Origin of the sequence: Streptomyces reniochalinae (genome assembly GCF_003323735.1) — a bacterium.
GTDB classification, from domain to species: Bacteria; Actinomycetota; Actinomycetes; order Streptomycetales; family Streptomycetaceae; genus Streptomyces; species Streptomyces reniochalinae.
This window is the reverse complement of the sequence record NZ_QOIM01000057.1, coordinates 183,562-200,993: the sequence shown is the minus strand read 5'-3', so window position 1 is coordinate 200,993 and position 17,432 is coordinate 183,562. Positions and strand designations below refer to the sequence as shown.

At 72.5% G+C, this 17,432-nt stretch carries 15 protein-coding genes; 11 read left to right on the top strand and 4 right to left on the bottom strand.

The features are described from left to right. Positions 1-123: 123 nt before the first annotated feature. The 5 genes from DQ392_RS33580 (at position 124) to DQ392_RS33560 (ending at position 4,477) form a co-directional block, all read left to right on the top strand. Positions 124-927 carry a helix-turn-helix domain-containing protein gene (locus tag DQ392_RS33580; RefSeq protein ID WP_114019475.1) on the top strand — a complete coding sequence of 268 codons (804 nt, stop codon included), beginning with the start codon at positions 124-126 and terminating at the stop codon, positions 925-927. A gap of 116 nt (positions 928-1,043) precedes the next feature. After that, positions 1,044-2,666 (top strand): 30S ribosomal protein S12 methylthiotransferase RimO, encoded by a 1,623-nt coding sequence (gene rimO / locus DQ392_RS33575; protein WP_114019474.1) that lies wholly within the window; start codon positions 1,044-1,046, stop codon positions 2,664-2,666. Next, positions 2,663-3,370, top strand: coding sequence for a CDP-diacylglycerol--glycerol-3-phosphate 3-phosphatidyltransferase (gene pgsA / locus DQ392_RS33570; protein ID WP_114019473.1), 708 nt, complete (start codon positions 2,663-2,665; stop codon positions 3,368-3,370). Before rimO ends, pgsA begins: the two co-directional genes overlap by 4 nt. Beyond that, positions 3,367-3,966: a CinA family protein gene (locus tag DQ392_RS33565; protein WP_114019472.1), complete on the top strand. Its 600-nt coding sequence runs from the start codon at positions 3,367-3,369 to the stop codon at positions 3,964-3,966. The genes pgsA and DQ392_RS33565 overlap by 4 nt, the downstream gene beginning before the upstream one ends. Before the next feature lie 130 nt (positions 3,967-4,096). After that, positions 4,097-4,477 (top strand): helix-turn-helix domain-containing protein, encoded by a 381-nt coding sequence (locus DQ392_RS33560; protein ID WP_114019471.1) that lies wholly within the window; start codon positions 4,097-4,099, stop codon positions 4,475-4,477. A 445-nt stretch (positions 4,478-4,922) separates the two neighbouring features. On the opposite strand, the gene DQ392_RS33550 is transcribed toward DQ392_RS33560, so the two are convergent. Further along, positions 4,923-5,699 (bottom strand): SDR family NAD(P)-dependent oxidoreductase, encoded by a 777-nt coding sequence (locus DQ392_RS33550; RefSeq protein ID WP_114019470.1) that lies wholly within the window; start codon positions 5,697-5,699, stop codon positions 4,923-4,925. A gap of 33 nt (positions 5,700-5,732) precedes the next feature. Beyond that, positions 5,733-6,563 carry a DNA-formamidopyrimidine glycosylase family protein gene (locus DQ392_RS33545; protein ID WP_114019469.1) on the bottom strand — a complete coding sequence of 277 codons (831 nt, stop codon included), beginning with the start codon at positions 6,561-6,563 and terminating at the stop codon, positions 5,733-5,735. An 84-nt stretch (positions 6,564-6,647) separates the two neighbouring features. Between DQ392_RS33545 and DQ392_RS33540 the strand changes: the two genes are divergently transcribed. After that, positions 6,648-7,247, top strand: a complete 600-nt coding sequence (locus DQ392_RS33540; RefSeq protein WP_181856682.1) for a MarR family winged helix-turn-helix transcriptional regulator — start codon at positions 6,648-6,650, stop codon at positions 7,245-7,247. A 211-nt stretch (positions 7,248-7,458) separates the two neighbouring features. Here the strand turns inward: DQ392_RS33540 and DQ392_RS33535 are convergent, their stop codons facing one another. Further along, on the bottom strand, positions 7,459-12,288 hold the full coding sequence (locus DQ392_RS33535; protein WP_114019468.1) for an Lhr family helicase: 4,830 nt from the start codon (positions 12,286-12,288) through the stop codon (positions 7,459-7,461). Between the two features lie 98 nt (positions 12,289-12,386). Between DQ392_RS33535 and DQ392_RS33530 the strand changes: the two genes are divergently transcribed. From DQ392_RS33530 to DQ392_RS33520, 3 genes are all read left to right on the top strand, one after another. Continuing rightward, positions 12,387-13,238: an AraC family transcriptional regulator gene (locus DQ392_RS33530; RefSeq protein WP_114019467.1), complete on the top strand. Its 852-nt coding sequence runs from the start codon at positions 12,387-12,389 to the stop codon at positions 13,236-13,238. 162 nt (positions 13,239-13,400) lie between these two features. After that, positions 13,401-14,324, top strand: coding sequence for an AzlC family ABC transporter permease (locus DQ392_RS33525; protein WP_114019493.1), 924 nt, complete (start codon positions 13,401-13,403; stop codon positions 14,322-14,324). Then, complete coding sequence (locus DQ392_RS33520; RefSeq protein ID WP_114019466.1) at positions 14,321-14,626, top strand: AzlD domain-containing protein; 306 nt, start codon at positions 14,321-14,323, stop codon at positions 14,624-14,626. Before DQ392_RS33525 ends, DQ392_RS33520 begins: the two co-directional genes overlap by 4 nt. A 90-nt stretch (positions 14,627-14,716) precedes the next feature. Here DQ392_RS33520 and DQ392_RS33515 read toward each other — a convergent pair whose 3' ends face one another. Then, positions 14,717-15,622 carry a hypothetical protein gene (locus DQ392_RS33515; RefSeq protein ID WP_114019465.1) on the bottom strand — a complete coding sequence of 302 codons (906 nt, stop codon included), beginning with the start codon at positions 15,620-15,622 and terminating at the stop codon, positions 14,717-14,719. Positions 15,623-15,700: 78 nt separating this feature from the next. Here DQ392_RS33515 and DQ392_RS33510 point away from each other — a divergent pair, with 78 nt between their 5' ends. Both DQ392_RS33510 and DQ392_RS33505 read left to right on the top strand, forming a co-directional pair. Further along, positions 15,701-15,895 carry a DUF3046 domain-containing protein gene (locus tag DQ392_RS33510; protein WP_114019464.1) on the top strand — a complete coding sequence of 65 codons (195 nt, stop codon included), beginning with the start codon at positions 15,701-15,703 and terminating at the stop codon, positions 15,893-15,895. A gap of 418 nt (positions 15,896-16,313) precedes the next feature. After that, the gene (locus tag DQ392_RS33505) at positions 16,314-17,411 is read left to right on the top strand and encodes an AI-2E family transporter (protein ID WP_114019463.1); all 1,098 of its coding nucleotides are present in this window, start codon (positions 16,314-16,316) and stop codon (positions 17,409-17,411) included. Positions 17,412-17,432 lie beyond the last annotated feature (21 nt).

Below are 17,432 nucleotides of genomic sequence, written 5' to 3'. Positions count from 1 at the left end.
CTTGACGCCGTATGCGGCCCCTGCATATGGCGTACAAAGTCGCTCCGCCCGCTTGCCCCACCCTTTTGCCCCGCCCCTAGACTGAACCTCCAGCAGGTGGCTACACGCTCGAAAGGCGCACCCGTGTCCATCGGCAACTCATCCGACCAGGACCGGCCTTCGGTCGGTCGAGCCCTCCGACAGGCCCGTATCGATGCACGGTTGACGGTGGAGGAGATCAGTACCTCCACGCGGGTGCGAGTCCCGATCGTGCAGGCGATCGAACAGGACGACTACTCCCGGTGCGGCGGGGACGTCTACGCCCGCGGCCACCTCCGCACCCTCGCGCGTGCCGTGGGACTGGATGCCGACGCGCTGGTGGAGCAGTACGACGAGGAGCACGGCGGGCGCCCGGAGCCGACCGCTCCGGCCACGCTGTTCGAAGCCGAACGCATCCGTCCCGAGCCCCGCAGGCCCAACTGGACCGCGGCCATGGTCGCCGCGATCGTCGTGGTGATCGGATTCGTCGGCTTCACCCTCGTCAGCGGCGGGGGAGGCGGCGAGGAGTCCGGCAAGCCGGTGGCCGAGGACACCCCTTCCGCCACCCCTTCCACCAGCGAGAAGCCCTCCCCGTCCAAGACCGGCGATCCCAAGCCGTCCGAGAGCGCCATCGCCGGGGCCCCGGCCGACAAGGTGACCGTCCGGATGACGGCGGAGGACGGCAACAGCTGGGTCTCCGCCAAGGACCACAACGGGAAGCTGGTCCACGAAGGCGTGCTCAAGGAGGGCGACTCCAAGACCCTCACCGACGACAAGCGGCTCGACCTGGTGCTCGGCAACGCGGGCGGCGTCAAACTGTTCGTCAACGGCAAGGAGGTCGAGCACGCGGGCGAGGTCGGGCAGGTGCAGCGCCTCAGCTACACCCGCGGCGACCCCGAGGCCGGCTGACGACCGCCGCCGCGACCCGGCCGACCGCCCTGGCGGCGGCCGCGGTCCGGCCAGGTGCGCTGCGGGGGCACAACCTGGCGGCGGGTGGGGGTGGAGGGACGAAGTAGGCTGAGCCCATGCCCGAACGCCGTACCGTCGCCCTTGTCACTCTCGGCTGCGCACGTAACGAGGTGGACTCGGAGGAGCTCGCAGGCCGCCTGGCGGCGGATGGCTGGGATCTCGTCCAGGACGCCACCGACGCGGACGTCGCCGTCGTCAACACCTGCGGCTTCGTCGAAGCCGCCAAGAAGGACTCCGTCGACGCGCTGCTGGAGGCAGGCGACCTCAAGAGCGCCGCGCGCGAGGGAGAGGGAAGAACGCAGGCCGTGGTGGCCGTCGGCTGCATGGCCGAGCGGTACGGCAAGGAGCTGGCCGACGCCCTGCCCGAGGCGGACGGCGTCCTCGGCTTCGACGACTACGCGCACATCTCCGAGCGCCTCGGAACCATCCTCGGCGGCGGTGTGCACGCCCCCCACCTCCCGCGCGACAGGCGCAAGCTGCTGCCCGTCAGCCCCGCCGCACGGCAGGGCGCCGACGTGGCGCTCCCCGGGCACGGCGCGGCCGGTGACGCGGAAGCCTCCGCCTCCGCCCCCGCCGACCTGCCCGCGGGCATCGCTCCCGCCTCCGGGCCACGCGCCCCGCTGCGGCGCCGGCTGGGCAGCAGCCCCGTCGCCTCCGTCAAGCTCGCCTCAGGATGCGACCGGCGCTGCTCGTTCTGCGCCATCCCCTCCTTCCGCGGCTCCTTCATCTCCCGCCGCCCCGCCGACGTGCTGTCCGAAACCCGCTGGCTGGCCGAGCAGGGCGTGCACGAGATCATGCTCGTCTCGGAGAACAACACCTCCTACGGCAAGGACCTGGGTGACATCCGGCTGCTGGAGACGCTGCTGCCCGAGCTGGCGGCCGTCGACGGTATCGAGCGCGTGCGGGTCAGCTACCTCCAGCCGGCCGAGATGCGGCCCGGCCTGATCGACGTCCTCACCGGCACAGACAAGGTCGCCCCCTACTTCGACCTGTCCTTCCAGCACTCGGCCCCCGGCGTGCTGCGCGCCATGCGGCGCTTCGGGGACACCGACCGCTTCCTGGGGCTGCTCGAGGAGATCAGGAAGCGGGCGCCCCAGGCGGGGGTCCGCTCCAACTTCATCGTCGGCTTCCCCGGCGAGAGCGAGCAGGACCTGGCCGAGCTCGAGCGGTTCTTGACCGAGGCGCGACTGGACGCCATCGGTGTGTTCGGATACTCCGACGAGGAGGGCACCGAGGCCGCCGGGTACGAGGCCAAGCTGCCCGAGGAGGAGGTCGCCCGCCGCCTGGCGCACCTCTCGCGGCTCGCCGAGGAGCTGACCGCCCAGCGCGCCGAGGAGCGTGTGGGGGAGACCGTGCGGGTACTGGTCGAGAGCGTGGACGAAGAAGAGGGCCCCGTCGGGCGCGGCGCGCACCAGGCGCCGGAGACGGACGGGCAGGTGCGTCTCGACCCCGCCGGCGACGCCCCCCAATCCCCGGCAGGACAGCAGCTCCAGGTCGGCCGTATGGTCGAGGCGAGAGTGAGCGCGGCAGAGGGCGTGGACCTGGTCGCCGTGCCGCTCACGGGTCAGGACACCTCCGTGCCGCCCGCGCGGGCCGACGCGGGCCGCGGTGCCGTTCCGGCTGCCCGCGCGGCTGCCGGAGGTGGACCTCGCCCGGTCGGTGAGGAGGCCGGCAGATGACGGGGATCCCGGCCTCTGCGGCGAGGCGCGGCACCGTCCCGAAGCCGAAGGCGGCGAGCGCTGTGCGCACTGTGAGTCTGTGGAACATCGCAAACCTCCTCACCATGGCGCGGCTGCTGCTGGTGCCCGCCTTCGTGCTGCTCATGGTCGCCGCCGGGGGGCACGACCCGGCGTGGCGCTCGTTCGCCTGGGCGGCGTTCACCGTCGCCATGATCACCGATCTGTTCGACGGCGAGCTGGCCCGGCGGCACGACCTGGTGACCGACTTCGGCAAGATCGCCGACCCGATCGCGGACAAAGCGATCATGGGGGCGGCGCTGATCTGCCTCTCCGCGCTGGCCGACCTGCCCTGGTGGGTCACCGGAGTGATCCTCTTCCGTGAGCTGGGCATCACCCTGATGCGGTTCTGGGTGATCAAGCACGGGGTGATCCCGGCCAGCCGGGGCGGCAAGATGAAGACGCTCGCCCAGGGCGTCGCCGTGGGGATGTACGTTCTCGCGCTCACCGGGCCGCTGGCGACCGCGCGGTGGTGGGTGATGGCGGTGGCCGTCGTGCTGACCGTCGTCACGGGGCTCGACTACGTGCGCCAGGCTGTGATGCTGCGCAGGGCGGGCCTCGCCGCCTCCGCCGAGGCGGCGGCAGCCGACCGGGCCGCGGTGACCGAAGGGGCCGCTCCGGGTCAGGAGGGAGAACAACGGTCGTGACGGACGTGGAGTCGCGGGCCGGCGGAGTGCTGGCGCTGCTCACCGAGCGTGGCCAGACGCTTGCCGTCGCCGAGTCGCTGACCGGTGGCCTGGTCGCCGCTGAGCTCACTGCCGTCCCTGGAGCCTCACGCGCCTTCCTGGGGTCCGTGACGGCCTACGCGGCCGTGCTCAAGAGGGATGTACTCGGGGTGGACGGGGCACTCCTGGAGGAGCGGGGCGCCGTCGATTCGAAGGTCGCGCGCCAGATGGCCCAGGGCGTCCGTACGGCGCTCGGTGCGGACTGGGGGGTGGCGACGACCGGGGTGGCAGGTCCCGAGCCTCAGGACGGACAGCCGGTCGGCACGGTCTACGTCGCCGTCGCGGGACCCGGGGCGGGCGACGGAGCCGGGGTGGTCGCGGAGAGGCTGCGGCTCGAAGGCAGCCGGAGCGGCGATCGGGCCGGCGACTGCGGTGAGGAAGCCGGAGAACGGGTGCGTGCCGGTATCCGCACGGAGAGTGTCCACGGAGCCCTCGACCTGCTCTACAGGGAACTGATCGGTAACGCTGGAGGGCAGGATAGGGAACAGAACGGGGGCCCTGGATGTTTGCAGCCCTGAGTGAACACGACATCGCTCCCGGCACGGCTGCCGCTCTAGGCGGTACGGTGGAGGCTGAAGGAGCCGGGGCCAACTGGCCGCCCCGTTACAGGCTGTGGAAGACGCCGCGCGTTGAGAGGGAGGAGCACCGATGATTCTGCTCCGTCGCCTGTTGGGTGACGTGCTGCGTCGGCAGCGCCAACGCCAGGGTCGTACCCTGCGCGAAGTCTCTTCGTCCGCCCGGGTCTCGCTCGGATACCTCTCCGAGGTCGAGCGCGGCCAGAAGGAAGCCTCGTCCGAACTGCTCTCGTCCATCTGTGATGCGCTCGATGTGCGGATGTCCGAGCTGATGCGGGAGGTCAGCGACGAGCTGGCGCTCGCGGAGCTGGCCGAGTCCGCGGCGAGCGACGCCGTGCCGGCGCCCATGCGGCCGGTGCTCAACCCGCTGTCCGTCACCTCGGTCACCGACGTACCCCCCGAGCGCGTCACCATCAAGGCGCCTACGGAGGCCGTGGACGTGGTAGCGGCCTGACGGCCGTGTGACGCATACGTGGCTCTCCTTTCCGCCGGCGCTCGGCCGCCGGGCCGGGAAGGGCGACAGGAAACGTCAGTGCGCGGGCCCCGCCGGAGAACCCGGCGGGGCCCGCTCCTGTCTGCGGCCTCCCGCGCTCTGTGGTCGCGCGGTCGCGTGGAGTGCGGGACGATAGCTGAGTCCTGATACGCCGGGAAGGAAAGTACCGGCCCGGGAGGTGGCGGTATGACGGCGGTGGGTCCGATACTGCTGTGCCGCTGGGCGTTGGGCGGGGCCTGCGCCGTCGGCTGGCTGTGCGCGATATGGCGCCTGGCCGTCGGCGAGGGAGGCCCGGTGGAGGCGACGGTGACGGCAGGGGGATGGGGGCTGAGCGTACTGCCGGTCCATGTGGCGCAGGACGGCACGCGCCAGGGGGCGCGGGGGAGCGGGGGACCCGATCGGGGGGTCACCAGGGCATCGCGACTCCGCCGTTGGGCCGCAGGATCTGGCCCGTGGTGAACGAGGACGCGTCGGACGCCAGGTGGAGCACCGCGTGGGCGATCTCCTGCGCCTCACCGACCCGCTCCAGCGGAGAGGCCCGGGAGAGTGCTTCCTCGGTGCGCCGTTGCTCCGCCGCCTCGTCCCGCTCCGTCATCGGGGTGCGCACCCAACCGGGCGCGACCGCGTTGACGCGGATGCCGTGCCTGCCGATCTCGGCTGCCAGGGTCTTGGTGAGCTGGACGACTGCCGCCTTGGCCGCTCCATAGCACAGCAGTTCGGCGGAGCCGGTGTCCACGGCCCCCGACGCCATGGTCACGATGGCGCCGCGCGTCCCCGTGCCGATCATGCTTCGGGCCGCCTCCTGGCAGGTGTGCAGGACGCCCTTGAAATTGACGTCCAGTACCCGGTCCAGGTCGGCGTCCCGCGTCTCCAACACGGTACTGCGGTGCATGACCCCCGCGATCGCGGCGGCGACATCCAGACTCCCGCCCGCACGGGCCGCCGCCGCGACGGCGTCGCTCAGCGCCGCGCGGTCGGTCACATCCAGCACGTACCCCCACGCCTCACCGCCCGCCGCCTCGATCTGGCCGGTCGTGCGCGCGAGACCCTTCTCGTCCAGGTCGGCACAGTGCACGGCCGCGCCCGCCTGGGCGAGCAGCACGGCTGTCGCACGGCCGATGCCGCTGGCCGCTCCGGTGACCAGGGCGGTCCGGCCGGTCAGGTCGTACGCCGGAAGGCTCATGAACCCTGACGGTACGAGCGGGCTGACGCAGCGTCAATTGCGTGGAGCGTCACCGGGTTCCGTCACCGGCCTCACCTCCGACGGCTGGCAGTGCGGGCAGTACCACACCGTGCGCGGGCGCTCCGGCGGCCCGTGCCCGCCCGTGCGCACCGGGGTACCGCAGCGGTAACAGGGCCGTCCCTCGCGGCCGTAGACGGCCAGCGCACGGTCCGGGCGCGCACTGCCGGTCGTACGGCGCCGGACACGGGACTTGTTCGCCTCCAGCAGTCGCTTGGCCACCTCCAGCAGACGCCTGAGCAACGGCGCAGGAAGGGCCCCCGCCGGCGTCCAGGGAGAGGTACGTGCAAGGAAACACAGCTCCGACGCGTAGACGTTGCCGATCCCGGCAAGATTGCGCTGGTCGAGCAGCGCCTCGACCAGCGGACGGTCAGGGTCGCGCGACAGTCGCCGCGCCGCCTCCCCGGCATCCCAGTCAGGGCCCAGCAGGTCCGGACCCAGATGCCCCACTGCGGTGAACTCCTCCCTGGTGCGCAGCAGTTCCAGCACCGGGAGCCGCAGGCCCGCCGCCGTGTGGGACCCAGTCGTCAGCAGCGCGCGGACCTGATGAGCAGGACCGAAGCCACCCGGCGGATTGCTCCGCACCCGCCAGGAGCCCTCCATACCCAGATGCGAGTGCACCGTCAGACCGCCCTCGTGGCGCATCAGCAGATGCTTGCCCCGCGGTACCACCTCAAGCAGCACCCGGCCGGACAGATCGACCGTCGCCATCCTGGGCACCCTGAAGTCCGTACGGAGCAGCACGCAGCCGGCCAGGGCCTCGTGCAGCGTCTGCGCCGCACGCCAGACCGTGTCTCCCTCAGGCATACGGCCATCGTCCCAGCCTGCTGCGACATCTCACGGGGACAGCGCCGGAACAGCCAAGTGGATCACCAGATACCATCCTCGGCCATGGGGCAGTGGGGTTACGAACGACAGCACGACGCGCTCGACGTGGACGGCGAGGAGGAAGCGGAACAGCGGGACGCGCTCGAAGGAGCGCGCGACTGGGTGGACGACCACGTCGACCGCTGGAACACCGTGCTCCCCGACCTCGACCCCCACATCGAGGGCGCCGTCACACGCATGCAGTACCTCGCGGACCACCTGCGGCGGGTGGGCGAGAGAGCGCTGGCCGAGTACGGGCTGCGCCGCGAGGAACACGAGATGCTGCACGTGCTCGTCCGATCCGGCCGTCACACCACCCTCCCGCAACTCGCGATGGACCTGGGAGAGGCCCCCAACACCGTCGCGGAGTCTCTCGACGCTCTGGAGAAACGCGGGTTCGTGACCCGTTCCTCCGCGGGGACGGGAAAGAAGAGCCCCGCCGGCGACCACGGGCAGGAGATCACCCTGACGGACGAGGGGCACACCACCTGGCTCGGCGCCATCGACGCCGCCGGCGCCGAGGAACGCCGCCTGCTGAACACCCTCGACTGGTACGAACGCACGCTGCTCGCCTCGCTGTTGCGGCGCGTCGTCCTCGCCGTCGAGGGTCACGACGAGGGCTGACGGAAAGCAGCCGCTCCGGGCGTGGGCCGACCGTCCTACCGGGGAAACGCGGCCGCGCCCGGGGCCGGTCGCGGCCGCCGGGCCGGCGCTCGCGGTCATCCCGGGCGAGGGTTTACGGGCGTATGGGGGGCCGTGGTCGCGCCGGACGCGTGTCGCGGCAGTCGTACCGGGCGACGCACGCAGACGTAGCGGACGAGGGCCGCCGCCCCGTTCATCCCGCGCGCAGCCGCAGCCCCCGTGGCGTCGGGTGAAAGCCCGCCGCTTCCAGCGCGGGCCCCAGGGACGAGGAGAGCGCGGCCGTACCGTTCACCCGCTCGATCGTGACCGTACCCAGCGCACCCCGGCGGGCCGCCCCGGCCAACGCCTCGACGGCGGTGGCCAGCCGGGCGGTACCCGCCTCGCCCGCGGCGGCAGCCGGGTCCGCCTCCCCGGCTCCGCCGTCCGCCGCCTGAGGATCGTTCGCCCACGCCAGCAGGGTCTTGCCGCCCCGCTCGACGTACAACGTCAGCACACCGTCGACCACCACCACGAGCGCGCCCGCCTTGCGGCCCGGCTTGTGGGTCGCACCCGGTGGGGGAGCAGGCCAGGCGAGGGCCGCCCCGTAGGCGTTCGCCGGATCGGCGGCGGCCAGGACGAGAGCACGCGGGCCGCCGCGAGAGCTCCCGCCACGCGCCCCCGCGCCGTACGACCCACCGGCCTTTTGACCACCGCCGCTCTCCCGCTCGCGCGCCGTGCTGACCGCACGCAGCCTGTCCACCGCGCCGTCCACCGCGAACTGCGCGGCGCCCAAACCCTCCACGACATAACCGCGCCGGGCCTGCCCGCTCTCCTCGAAGGCCGACAGCACGCGATACGCCGCGGAAAAGCCTCCCTCCACCCCCTCGGCGGACACCGCGCCGCGGGTCACGACGCCGTGCCGGTCCAGCAACGTGCGGGCCAGCGCGTGCGCACGGTGGGTGGGTTCGCTCTCCGGCTCGGGAAGCAGTGACCAACGGCCCGCCACGGTCGGCGGCGCCGACGCGGGAGCGCGGCCAGGGCCGCGGCGGCCCACGCCGCCACCCGCCGCCACGGCGGCCGCCGTGAACGAGCCGTAACGGCCGCGCGGCGTGGGCCGCTTGGCTCGGTGCGCCGTCGAGCCCGCCGTCCGCCCCGAGCCCAGCAGGGCGCGCAACGGGGCCAGCGTGTCCCCGGTCACCCGCCCCGACCACACCAGGTCCCACAGCGCCTCCGTCAGCTGGGGATCGGTGGCGTCCGGCTGCGCGGCCCGCGCCCGTTCGGCGATCTGCCGGAAGAAGAGCCCGTAACCGCCCGCCAGGGCTTCGAGCACGGCCTGGTGCACCGGTGTCAGCTCCAGCGGATGCGGGGGCGGCAGCAACAGCGGCGCCGCGTCGGCCAGATGCAGTGACAGCCAGCCGTCCTTGCCGGGCAGCGCCCCCGCACCCGCCCACACCACCTCGCCCGAGGCGGTCAGCTCATCCAGCATCGGCGGCGCGTACTCCGTCACCCGACCCGGCAGCACCAGCTTCTCCAGCGCGGACGCCGGGACCGGGGCCCCCTGCAACTGCTCCACGGTGCGCAACAGCCCCTCGACACCGCGCAGACTGCTCGTGCCCACGTGCTGCCACTGGGGCAGGAAAGCCGCCAGGGCCTGCGGGGCAACCGGCTCCAGTTCCTGCCGCAGCGCGGCCAGCGAACGCCGCCGCAGCCTGCGCAGCACCCCCGCGTCGCACCACTCCTGGCCCACACCCGAGGGGTGGAACTCTCCCTGCACCAGCCGCCCGCTCGCCGCCAGCCGGTGCAGCGCACCGTCCGCGACGGCCGTACCCAGACCGAAGCGCTCCGCCACGTCTGCCGAGACGAACGGGCCGTGCGTTCTGGCATACCGCGCGAGCAGATCGCCCAACGGGTCGGCCACGGGTTCGGTGAACGCCTCGGGGATACCGACGGGCAGCGCCACACCCAGCGCGTCCCGCAGCCGGCCCGCGTCCTCGATCCCCGCCCAGTACTCACGGCCCGCGATCCGTACCCGGATGGCACGACGCGCCGCCTCCAGCTCCGGAGCCCAGCCCGGCTCGGCGCCGCGCTCCTCCAGCTCACCCGAGGTGAGCGGCCCCAGCAGACGCAGCAGGTCGGCCACGCCCTCCACGTCCTTGAGACGGCGCTCCTCGGTGCGCCACTGGAGCTCGGCCTCCAGCTCGCGCAGTACGTCGGCGTCCAGCAGTTCCCTGAGCTCCGCCTGGCCCAGCAGCTCCGACAGCAGCCGGGAGTCGAGGGAGAGCGCCGCCGCCCGGCGCTCGGCCAGCGGGGAATCTCCCTCGTAGAGGTACTGCGCGACATAGCCGAACAGCAGCGAGCGGGCGAACGGCGAGGGCTCCGGCGTCGTCACCTCGACCACGCGGACGCGGCGCGACTCGATGTCGCCCATCAGCTCCGTCAGCCCCGGCACGTCGAAGACGTCCTGGAGGCACTCGCGGACGGCCTCCAGGATCACGGGGAAGGAGCCGAACTCGCTCGCCACCTGGAGCAGCTGCGAGGCCCGCTGCCGCTGCTGCCACAAGGGCGTGCGCCGGCCCGGGCTGCGGCGCGGCAGCAGCAGCGCACGTGAGGCGCACTCCCGGAAGCGGGCGGCGAACAGCGCAGAGCCGCCCACCTGGTCGGTGACGGTCTGCTCGACCTCGCCCTTGTCGAAGAGCACGTCGCCGACCCCGATGGGCGGCTGATCGGGATCGACCGGCAGCCCGCCTCCCGCCCCGGACGCCTCCTGTGCCGGGGTGCGGACAGCAGGCGACTCCGGCTCGAACAGCTCCAGGTCCATCAGCTCGGCGTCCGGCAGCCGCAGCACCAGCCCGTCGTCCGCGTGCATGACCTGTGCGTCCATGCCGTACCGCTCCGACAGGCGGGCTCCGATGGCGAGCGCCCAGGGGGCGTGCACCTGGGCGCCGAAAGGGGAGTGCACCACGACGCGCCAGTCGCCCAGCTCGTCACGGAAGCGCTCCACCACAATCGTCCGGTCGTCCGGGACGTGCCCGGCCGCCTCCCGCTGCTCGTCCAGATACGCCAGCAGGTTGCCGATCGCCAGCGTGTCCATCCCGGAGGCGGCCAGCCGCTCCCCGGCACGCTCGCGGGTCAGCGAACCGATCTCGCGCAGGAAGGCGCCCAGCGCCCTGCCCAGCTCGAGCGGCCTGCCCAGCTGGTCCCCCCGCCAGAACGGCAGGCGCCCCGGCACTCCGGGCGCGGGCGTGACCAGCACCCGGTCACGGGTGATGTCCTCGATCCGCCAAGATGTCGTCCCCAGGGTGAACACGTCGCCCACCCGGGACTCGTAGACCATCTCCTCGTCCAGCTCACCGACCCGGCCGCCGCCCTTCTTCGGGTCGGCACCCGCCAGGAAGACCCCGAACAGCCCACGGTCGGGGATCGTGCCGCCCGAGGTGACCGCCAGCCGCTGCGCACCCGGCCGGCCCGTGAGCGTATTGGCCACCCTGTCCCACACCAGACGCGGGCGCAGCTCGGCGAAGGCGTCGGACGGATACCGCCCGGCGAGCATGTCCAGCACCGAGGTGTACGCCGACTCGGGCAGCGCGGCGAACGGGGCGGCGCGCCGCACCAGCGCCAGCAGCTCCTCCACGTCCCACACGTCCACCGCGACCATCGCGACGATCTGCTGGGCGAGCACGTCCAACGGGTTCGCGGGGATGCGCAGCGCCTCGATGGCGCCCTGGCGCATCCGCTCGGTGACGACCGCTGACTGCACCAGATCGCCCCGGTATTTGGGAAAGACCACCCCCGCGGAGACCGCGCCCACCTGGTGTCCCGCACGGCCCACCCGCTGGAGTCCGGAAGCCACCGAGGGCGGCGACTCGACCTGGATCACCAGATCGACGGCTCCCATGTCGATCCCCAGCTCCAGGCTGGAGGTGGCCACCACGGCGGGCAGCCGGCCCGCCTTGAGATCCTCCTCCACCTGGGCCCGCTGCTCCTTGGAGACCGAGCCGTGGTGGGCCCGGGCCAGCAGTGGCGGCGCGCCGGTGACCGCGCCCGCGTTGCCCATCAGCTCGGCGGGCGAGTGGTCCTGGGGCATCGGCTCGCCCGTGGCACGCTCGTAGGCGATCTCGTTCAGCCTGTTGCACAGCCGCTCGGCCAGTCGGCGCGAGTTGGCGAAGACGATGGTGGAGCGGTGCTCCTGGATGAGGTCGGTGATCCGCTCCTCCACCGAGGGCCAGATCGACGGCTTGGCGCCCCCGCCGGGCCCCGCACCCTCCGGACCCGCGGTGTCCTGTGCGGGGGAGCTGCCCAGCTCGCCCATGTCCTCCACAGGGACCACGACGGACAGCTCGAACTCCTTGCCCGACGGCGGCTGCACGACGGCCGCGTTCCTGCGCGGGGAGAGGAACCGCGCCACCTCGTCCACCGGGCGGACCGTGGCCGACAGGCCGATGCGCCGCGCGGGGCGCTCCAGCTGGTGGTCCAGCCGCTCCAGGGACAATGCCAGGTGAGCGCCGCGTTTGGTGCCCGCGACCGCGTGCACCTCGTCGACGATGACCGTCTCGACACCGCTGAGCGCCTCCCTGGCGCCGGACGTCAGCATCAGGAACAGCGACTCGGGCGTCGTGATCAGGATGTCCGGCGGGCGGCGGGCGATCGAGCGGCGCTCGGCGGCCGGAGTGTCACCCGAACGGATACCGACCGTGATCTCCGGCTCCGGAAGGCCGAGGCGCGCGGACTCCTGCCGGATACCGGTCAGCGGGCTGCGCAGATTGCGCTCCACGTCCACAGCCAGCGCTTTCAGCGGCGAGACATACAGCACCCGGCAGCGCTTGACGGGGTCTGCGGGCGGCGGCGTGGAGGCGAGGGCGTCCAGCGAGGCGAGAAAGGCCGCCAGCGTCTTCCCCGACCCGGTGGGCGCCACCACCAGCGCGTCCGACTCCTCGGCCAGCGCACGCCAGGCCCCCTCCTGCGCGGAGGTGGGCTCGCTGAAGGCGCCCGTGAACCATGCACGGGTCGCCGGTGAGAAGGCGTCCAGCGCCGATGTCCGACCCATGCCCCCATCGTGCAGCACGGTACTGACAACGGCGTGCGAGCGCCGGTGAGGGCGGTCGCGGTGGGTATCGCGGGGGTGAGCGAGCGCAGAATGGAAAGATGACGGACAGGGAGAGCGCGCACTACTGGCAGTCACCGAAACTGCCGGACCTCGACCTCCTGCGCGCCCGCTACATCCGCAAGGTCTTCGCACGTCACACCCACAGGACGTACGTCATCGCCGCCATCACGCAGGGCGTGGAAGCCTTCCACCACGGTGGCGACGTGCACCGCGTGGGCGTGGGCGGTCTCGCGCTGATCAACCCCGACACCATGCACACCGGCCACGCCGGAACGCCCGAGGGCTGGCGCTACGAGGTCCTCTACCCCGCCCCGGCCGTCGTCGCCAGGATCGCCGCGGAGACCACCACGATCCGGGGCACGCCCGGATTCGCCGTCCCGGCGGCCCACGACCCGGTATCGGCCCGCCACGTGCGGGCTGTGCACCTCGCTCTGGAACAGAACAACGCGCTGGCCGCCGACAGTCACCTGCACGCGGCTGTCGCGCGGCTGCTGCGGCTGCACGGCGGCCCTCTGCCCGGGCGGGCGACACGTACAGCCGGTACGCGCGACGCGGTGCTGGCGCGTGCCGTCCTGGAGGAGCGGATGGCGGACCCGCCCACCCTCGAAGCGCTCGCCACCGAGCTGGACACCAGCCCGTTCGCACTGCTGCGCGCCTTCCGCCGCGCGTACGGCATGCCGCCGCACGCCTGGCTGACGGACGCACGCGTCCACCGGGCCCGTGCCCTGCTGGACGCGGGGACGCCCCCGGCCGAGGCCGCCGGCACCGTCGGGTTCACCGACCAGGCCCACCTGACCCGCCACTTCGGACGGATCGTGGGAGTGCCCCCGGGTGCCTACCAGCGTGGCCGCGCAAGAACGTACAAGACCGGCTCATCAGCGGCTTTCTAATGTCCTCCTGTGCCAGAGCAGAGAGAGACCCGCGAGACCTCCGACGGGCCCCGAGCGCCGGAGACGTCCATAACCCCGGAGACGTCGACGTCCCGAGCGCCGAGCTCGCCCACAGGGCCTGAACCGTTCACGGCGCCGGAAGGGCCGAGAGAACCGGATCCGCTGGATGCGACGTATCCGGCGGAAGCGACGCGTCCGGCGGATACGCCGGAGCAGTGGGGTTCGCCGGATGCGCGCGGCCCGGGTGCCGCCCCGGGTGACGGCGGCGGAGGGCCGACTGAGGACCGCGCCGTCGTGCGGGACGCCCTCGGCGTCGGCATCGCCGTCGGGCTCTCCGGTTTCGCGTTCGGTGTCACCGCCTCAGGAGCCGGCATCAGTCTCGCGCAGACGTGCGCGCTGAGCCTCTTCGTGTTCACAGGCGCCTCCCAGTTCGCCCTGGTCGGTGCCCTGGCTGCCGGGAGCGGGCCGCTCACCGCGGCAGCCGGGGCGTTCTTCCTGGGCACCAGGAACACCCTCTACGGGCTGCGTCTCTCCGGCCTTCTCGGGCTGCGCCCGGGGGCGAGAGCCGCCGCAGCGCACTGGGTGATCGACGAGACGTCGGCTGTCGCCCTGGCCCAGCGGGGGCGGCACGCCGTCCGGTTCGGTTTCACCGTCACCGGTGCGACGCTTTTCGTCCTGTGGAACCTCACCACCTTCCTGGGCGCCCTCGGAGCCGAAGCGCTCGGGGACACCGCCGCCTGGGGACTGGACGCGGCACCGCCCGCCGCTTTTCTCGCCCTACTGGCGCCCATGCTCCGCACCGGTGTGGAGCGCACCACGGCGGGGCTCGCCGCCGTCCTCGGGCTCGCCCTCCTCCCCGTGCTGCCCGCCGGCGTACCGGTACTGGTGGCCGCGCTGGCTGCCCCCGCCGTCCTGGTGGTGCACGGCGGAAAGGCACGGAGGGCAGCGGACGTCCTGACGCGGCGGAAACAGGAACGAAAACAGCAACAGGAACAGCAACAGCAACAGCAACAGGAACAGCAACAGCAGCAGAAGCAGGAACAGCAGGAGCGAACGGAGAGCGGGAGCGAGGAGGAGTCGCGGTGAGTGTGTGGATCGCCATCGGGGTCACTGCCCTGGGCTGCTATCTGGTCAAGCTCCTCGGCCTGTCGGTGCCCGCGGGGGTTCTGGAACGCCCTGTGCTCAAGCGGCTGACCGCCCTGCTGCCGGTGGCGCTGCTGGCCGCGCTGACCGCGCAGCAGACGTTCGCCGACCAGACAGCGCTCGTGCTCGATGCCCGTGCGGCCGGGCTCGCTGCCGCGGCGTTCGCTCTGGCGCTGCGGGCACCCTTCCTGGTCGTCGTCGCCGCGGCCGTTCTGGTGACCGCGGGCGTACGCGCGGTGGGGTGAGGCGTGCCGGCGCATGCCCGGGGACACGCGTCGGACGGGGTCCGGGTGTGCCCAGACGGTGACTGTGTGGAGCGGCTCAAGGGGACGGGTTCAAAGCCGTCCGTACGCGCGGAGGGTGTGCAGGGCCTCCAGCGTCACCAGGGGGCGCCCTTCCAACGCCGTTCCGGGTGCCCACCTGCGCCAGTTGATGTCCCACCCGCCGTCCTCCTCCTGGCGGCTCAGCAGGTGGTCGAGACAGCGGTCCAGTTCCGCGTCCGAGAACCAGCGCCGCGCCAGCGAGTCGGGCGCCGTCGCGAAGTCGGTCACGTAATGGTGCTCCCCCGGTGCGTAGCCGTCCGGGAGGGGGAAGCGCTCCGTGCGGTCCGGATCGGTCACGACCAGGAGCTGCTCGCGCACCAGCGTCCCCAGTCGGCCCGCCGCCGCCTCGGCCCGCGGGCGGTCAGGGACACCGTCCAGGAAGGTGAGCGCCGCACGCACCTCGTACGGGTGGGTCTTGTCCAGGGTCTCGACGGTGTGCCAGCAGTAGTCCGTCGCGCGGAAGAGCCAGGCGTGCCAGACGCTGTTGCGGTGCAGCGTGCCCACGACCGGGCCGGTTGCCAGCAGGTCGCTGGGCGGCACGTCCACCACGGGGATCCACGGTGCGGCGGGGTAGCCGCGCAGCGACGGGTGGACGGCGGGGAGGGCGCCGTCGGGCGTGGAGACCGCCGTCAGATACCGGCCGATGCGCTCGACCCGCTGTCCGGCGCAGCGCCCGATCGCGTCCAGCACCCGCACGGCCGCCGCGGTGTGCAGCGGCTGGCTCACCGGGCCCCGCAGGTCGGGTTCCAGCGCGTGACCGTATCCGCCGTCCGCGTTGCGGTAGGCGTCCAGCGCCGTCTCGACCGCGCTCGGATCGCCGTCCAGGAAGTCGTGCTCGAAACGCCGCTGTTCCAGCACGCGCGCTGTCAGCCAGATGAAGTTCTCCGCGCGGGAGAGGACCGAACCACTGTGAGCCATTCTCCGACGGTAGGCCCGCCAGGCGCCCCGGTCACTGCTGTGGGACGGAGCCAACCCTCCAGGCGGGATACTTGAGGCATGCGGTTGACGGACTTCTGGCAGCGGATGGCGGAGCACTTCGGTGCGTCGTACGCCGACTCCTTCGCACATGACTTCGTGATGTCCGAGCTGGGCGGCCGGACCGTCCACGAGGCGCTGGCGGCGGGGTGGGACGCGAAAGACGTGTGGCGGGTGGTCTGCGACGTCATGGACGTCCCGGCGCACAAGAGGTGAGTCGCTTACCGGGCGGTGTGTCCGGTAGGGCGAGACTTGTCCGGTGGGTGCACCAGGCGACGGCGGCCGGGAAGACGGCGAGCACGACGGCCGCGACAGACGCGACGGGGAGCACGACGGGCGGGAAAGAGGCGACAGGGAGTTCGACGCCCGGCGGAAGGACAGCGGGGAGCCCGGCCCCGGTGAGAGGCGCGGCGGGGGACGGAGCGGTCGCGAGAAGGCCGGAGAGGAAGAGCACCCCGGGGGTCAACCGGACGGCGGTCGACGGGACGGCGGTCGACCGCGCGGTGAGGCGGCTCAGCGGGACGGTCATGGGGACGGAGGCGGAAGGCCCGCCGCGACTGAGGGCCCCGAAGGGGAGGGTCCCGGTCCTGTGGCCTCGGCCGCGGGCTTCCGTCGCGGTCCACGAACCTCGACGATGCCGCACTGGCTGCCCCGGGCCTTCGTGCTCGCCCTGGCACTGTTCGCGGTCTACCAGATCCTCAGCTGGGCGGTCCTGCGGGTTCTCACCCTGCTGCTGGACGTCCTGATCGCGTTCTTCCTGGCGCTGGCCATTGAACCCGCCGTCGCGGGCCTGGCCCGGCGGGGAATGCGGCGCGGGCCGGCCACCGCGCTGGTCTCCGTGGTGCTGCTGGTGGCCGCGGCCGGATTCTTCTTCGCGCTCGGCTCTCTCTTCGCCGAACAGGTCAGCCGCATCGTCGACAACCTGCCCCGCTACGTCTCCGAAGTCCTGCGCTGGAGCAACCAGCACTTCCACACGGATCTGCACGTGGACGAGGTCCGCTCCGGGCTCTTCCACTCCGACTGGGTACGGGGCTACCTGCGCAACGGGGCGCGGAACGTGTGGGGGGTCTCCGTGACGGTGCTGGGGGGAGTTTTCCAGCTTCTGACGGTCGCGCTGTTCACGTTCTACTTCGCGGCCGACGGCCCCCGGCTGCGGACCGTGCTGTGCTCCATGCTGCCGCCCGCGCGCCAGGCGGAGGTGCTGCGCGCCTGGGAGATCGCCGTCAGCAAGACCGGCGGGTACATCTACTCGCGGGCTCTGATGGCGCTGATCTCCGCTGCCGCGCACTACCTCTTCTTGCAGCTGCTGGGCGTGCCGTACGCGGCGGCGCTGGGCGTCTGGGTCGGTGCGGTCTCGCAGTTCGTGCCGACCGTGGGCACCTATCTGGCCGGGGCTCTGCCGCTGTTGATCGCCTTCACCGTCGACCCGTGGTCGGCGCTGTGGGTGCTGGTGTTCATCGTCCTCTACCAGCAGTTCGAGAACTACGTGTTGCAGCCGCGCATCACCGCCAGGACCGTGGACATCCATCCCGCCGTCGCCTTCGGGTCGGTGGTCGCGGGCACCTCGCTGCTGGTGGTGGTGGGCGCGCTGGTCGCCATTCCGGCGATGGCGACGCTGCAGGGGTTCCTCAGCGCGTACGTGAAGCGCTACGAGGTCTCGGACGTGTCGTTCGGGCGGGGTTCGCGGGGCAGGCGCCGCGGGCTCGGGCGGTGGTTGTCGCGCCTCCGATGACCGGTTCGTCACCTCGTCCCG

Coding starts and splice junctions, on each gene's coding strand:
- rimO (WP_114019474.1), top strand. CDS start 1,044: ATGCCCGAACGCCGTACCGTCGCCCTTGTCACTCTCGGCTGCGCACGT.
- pgsA (WP_114019473.1), top strand. CDS start 2,663: ATGACGGGGATCCCGGCCTCTGCGGCGAGGCGCGGCACCGTCCCGAAG.
- DQ392_RS33560 (WP_114019471.1), top strand. CDS start 4,097: ATGATTCTGCTCCGTCGCCTGTTGGGTGACGTGCTGCGTCGGCAGCGC.
- DQ392_RS33550 (WP_114019470.1), bottom strand. CDS start 5,699: ATGAGCCTTCCGGCGTACGACCTGACCGGCCGGACCGCCCTGGTCACC.
- DQ392_RS33545 (WP_114019469.1), bottom strand. CDS start 6,563: ATGCCTGAGGGAGACACGGTCTGGCGTGCGGCGCAGACGCTGCACGAG.
- DQ392_RS33540 (WP_181856682.1), top strand. CDS start 6,648: ATGGGGCAGTGGGGTTACGAACGACAGCACGACGCGCTCGACGTGGAC.
- DQ392_RS33535 (WP_114019468.1), bottom strand. CDS start 12,288: ATGGGTCGGACATCGGCGCTGGACGCCTTCTCACCGGCGACCCGTGCA.
- DQ392_RS33530 (WP_114019467.1), top strand. CDS start 12,387: ATGACGGACAGGGAGAGCGCGCACTACTGGCAGTCACCGAAACTGCCG.
- DQ392_RS33515 (WP_114019465.1), bottom strand. CDS start 15,622: ATGGCTCACAGTGGTTCGGTCCTCTCCCGCGCGGAGAACTTCATCTGG.
- DQ392_RS33510 (WP_114019464.1), top strand. CDS start 15,701: ATGCGGTTGACGGACTTCTGGCAGCGGATGGCGGAGCACTTCGGTGCG.
- DQ392_RS33505 (WP_114019463.1), top strand. CDS start 16,314: ATGCCGCACTGGCTGCCCCGGGCCTTCGTGCTCGCCCTGGCACTGTTC.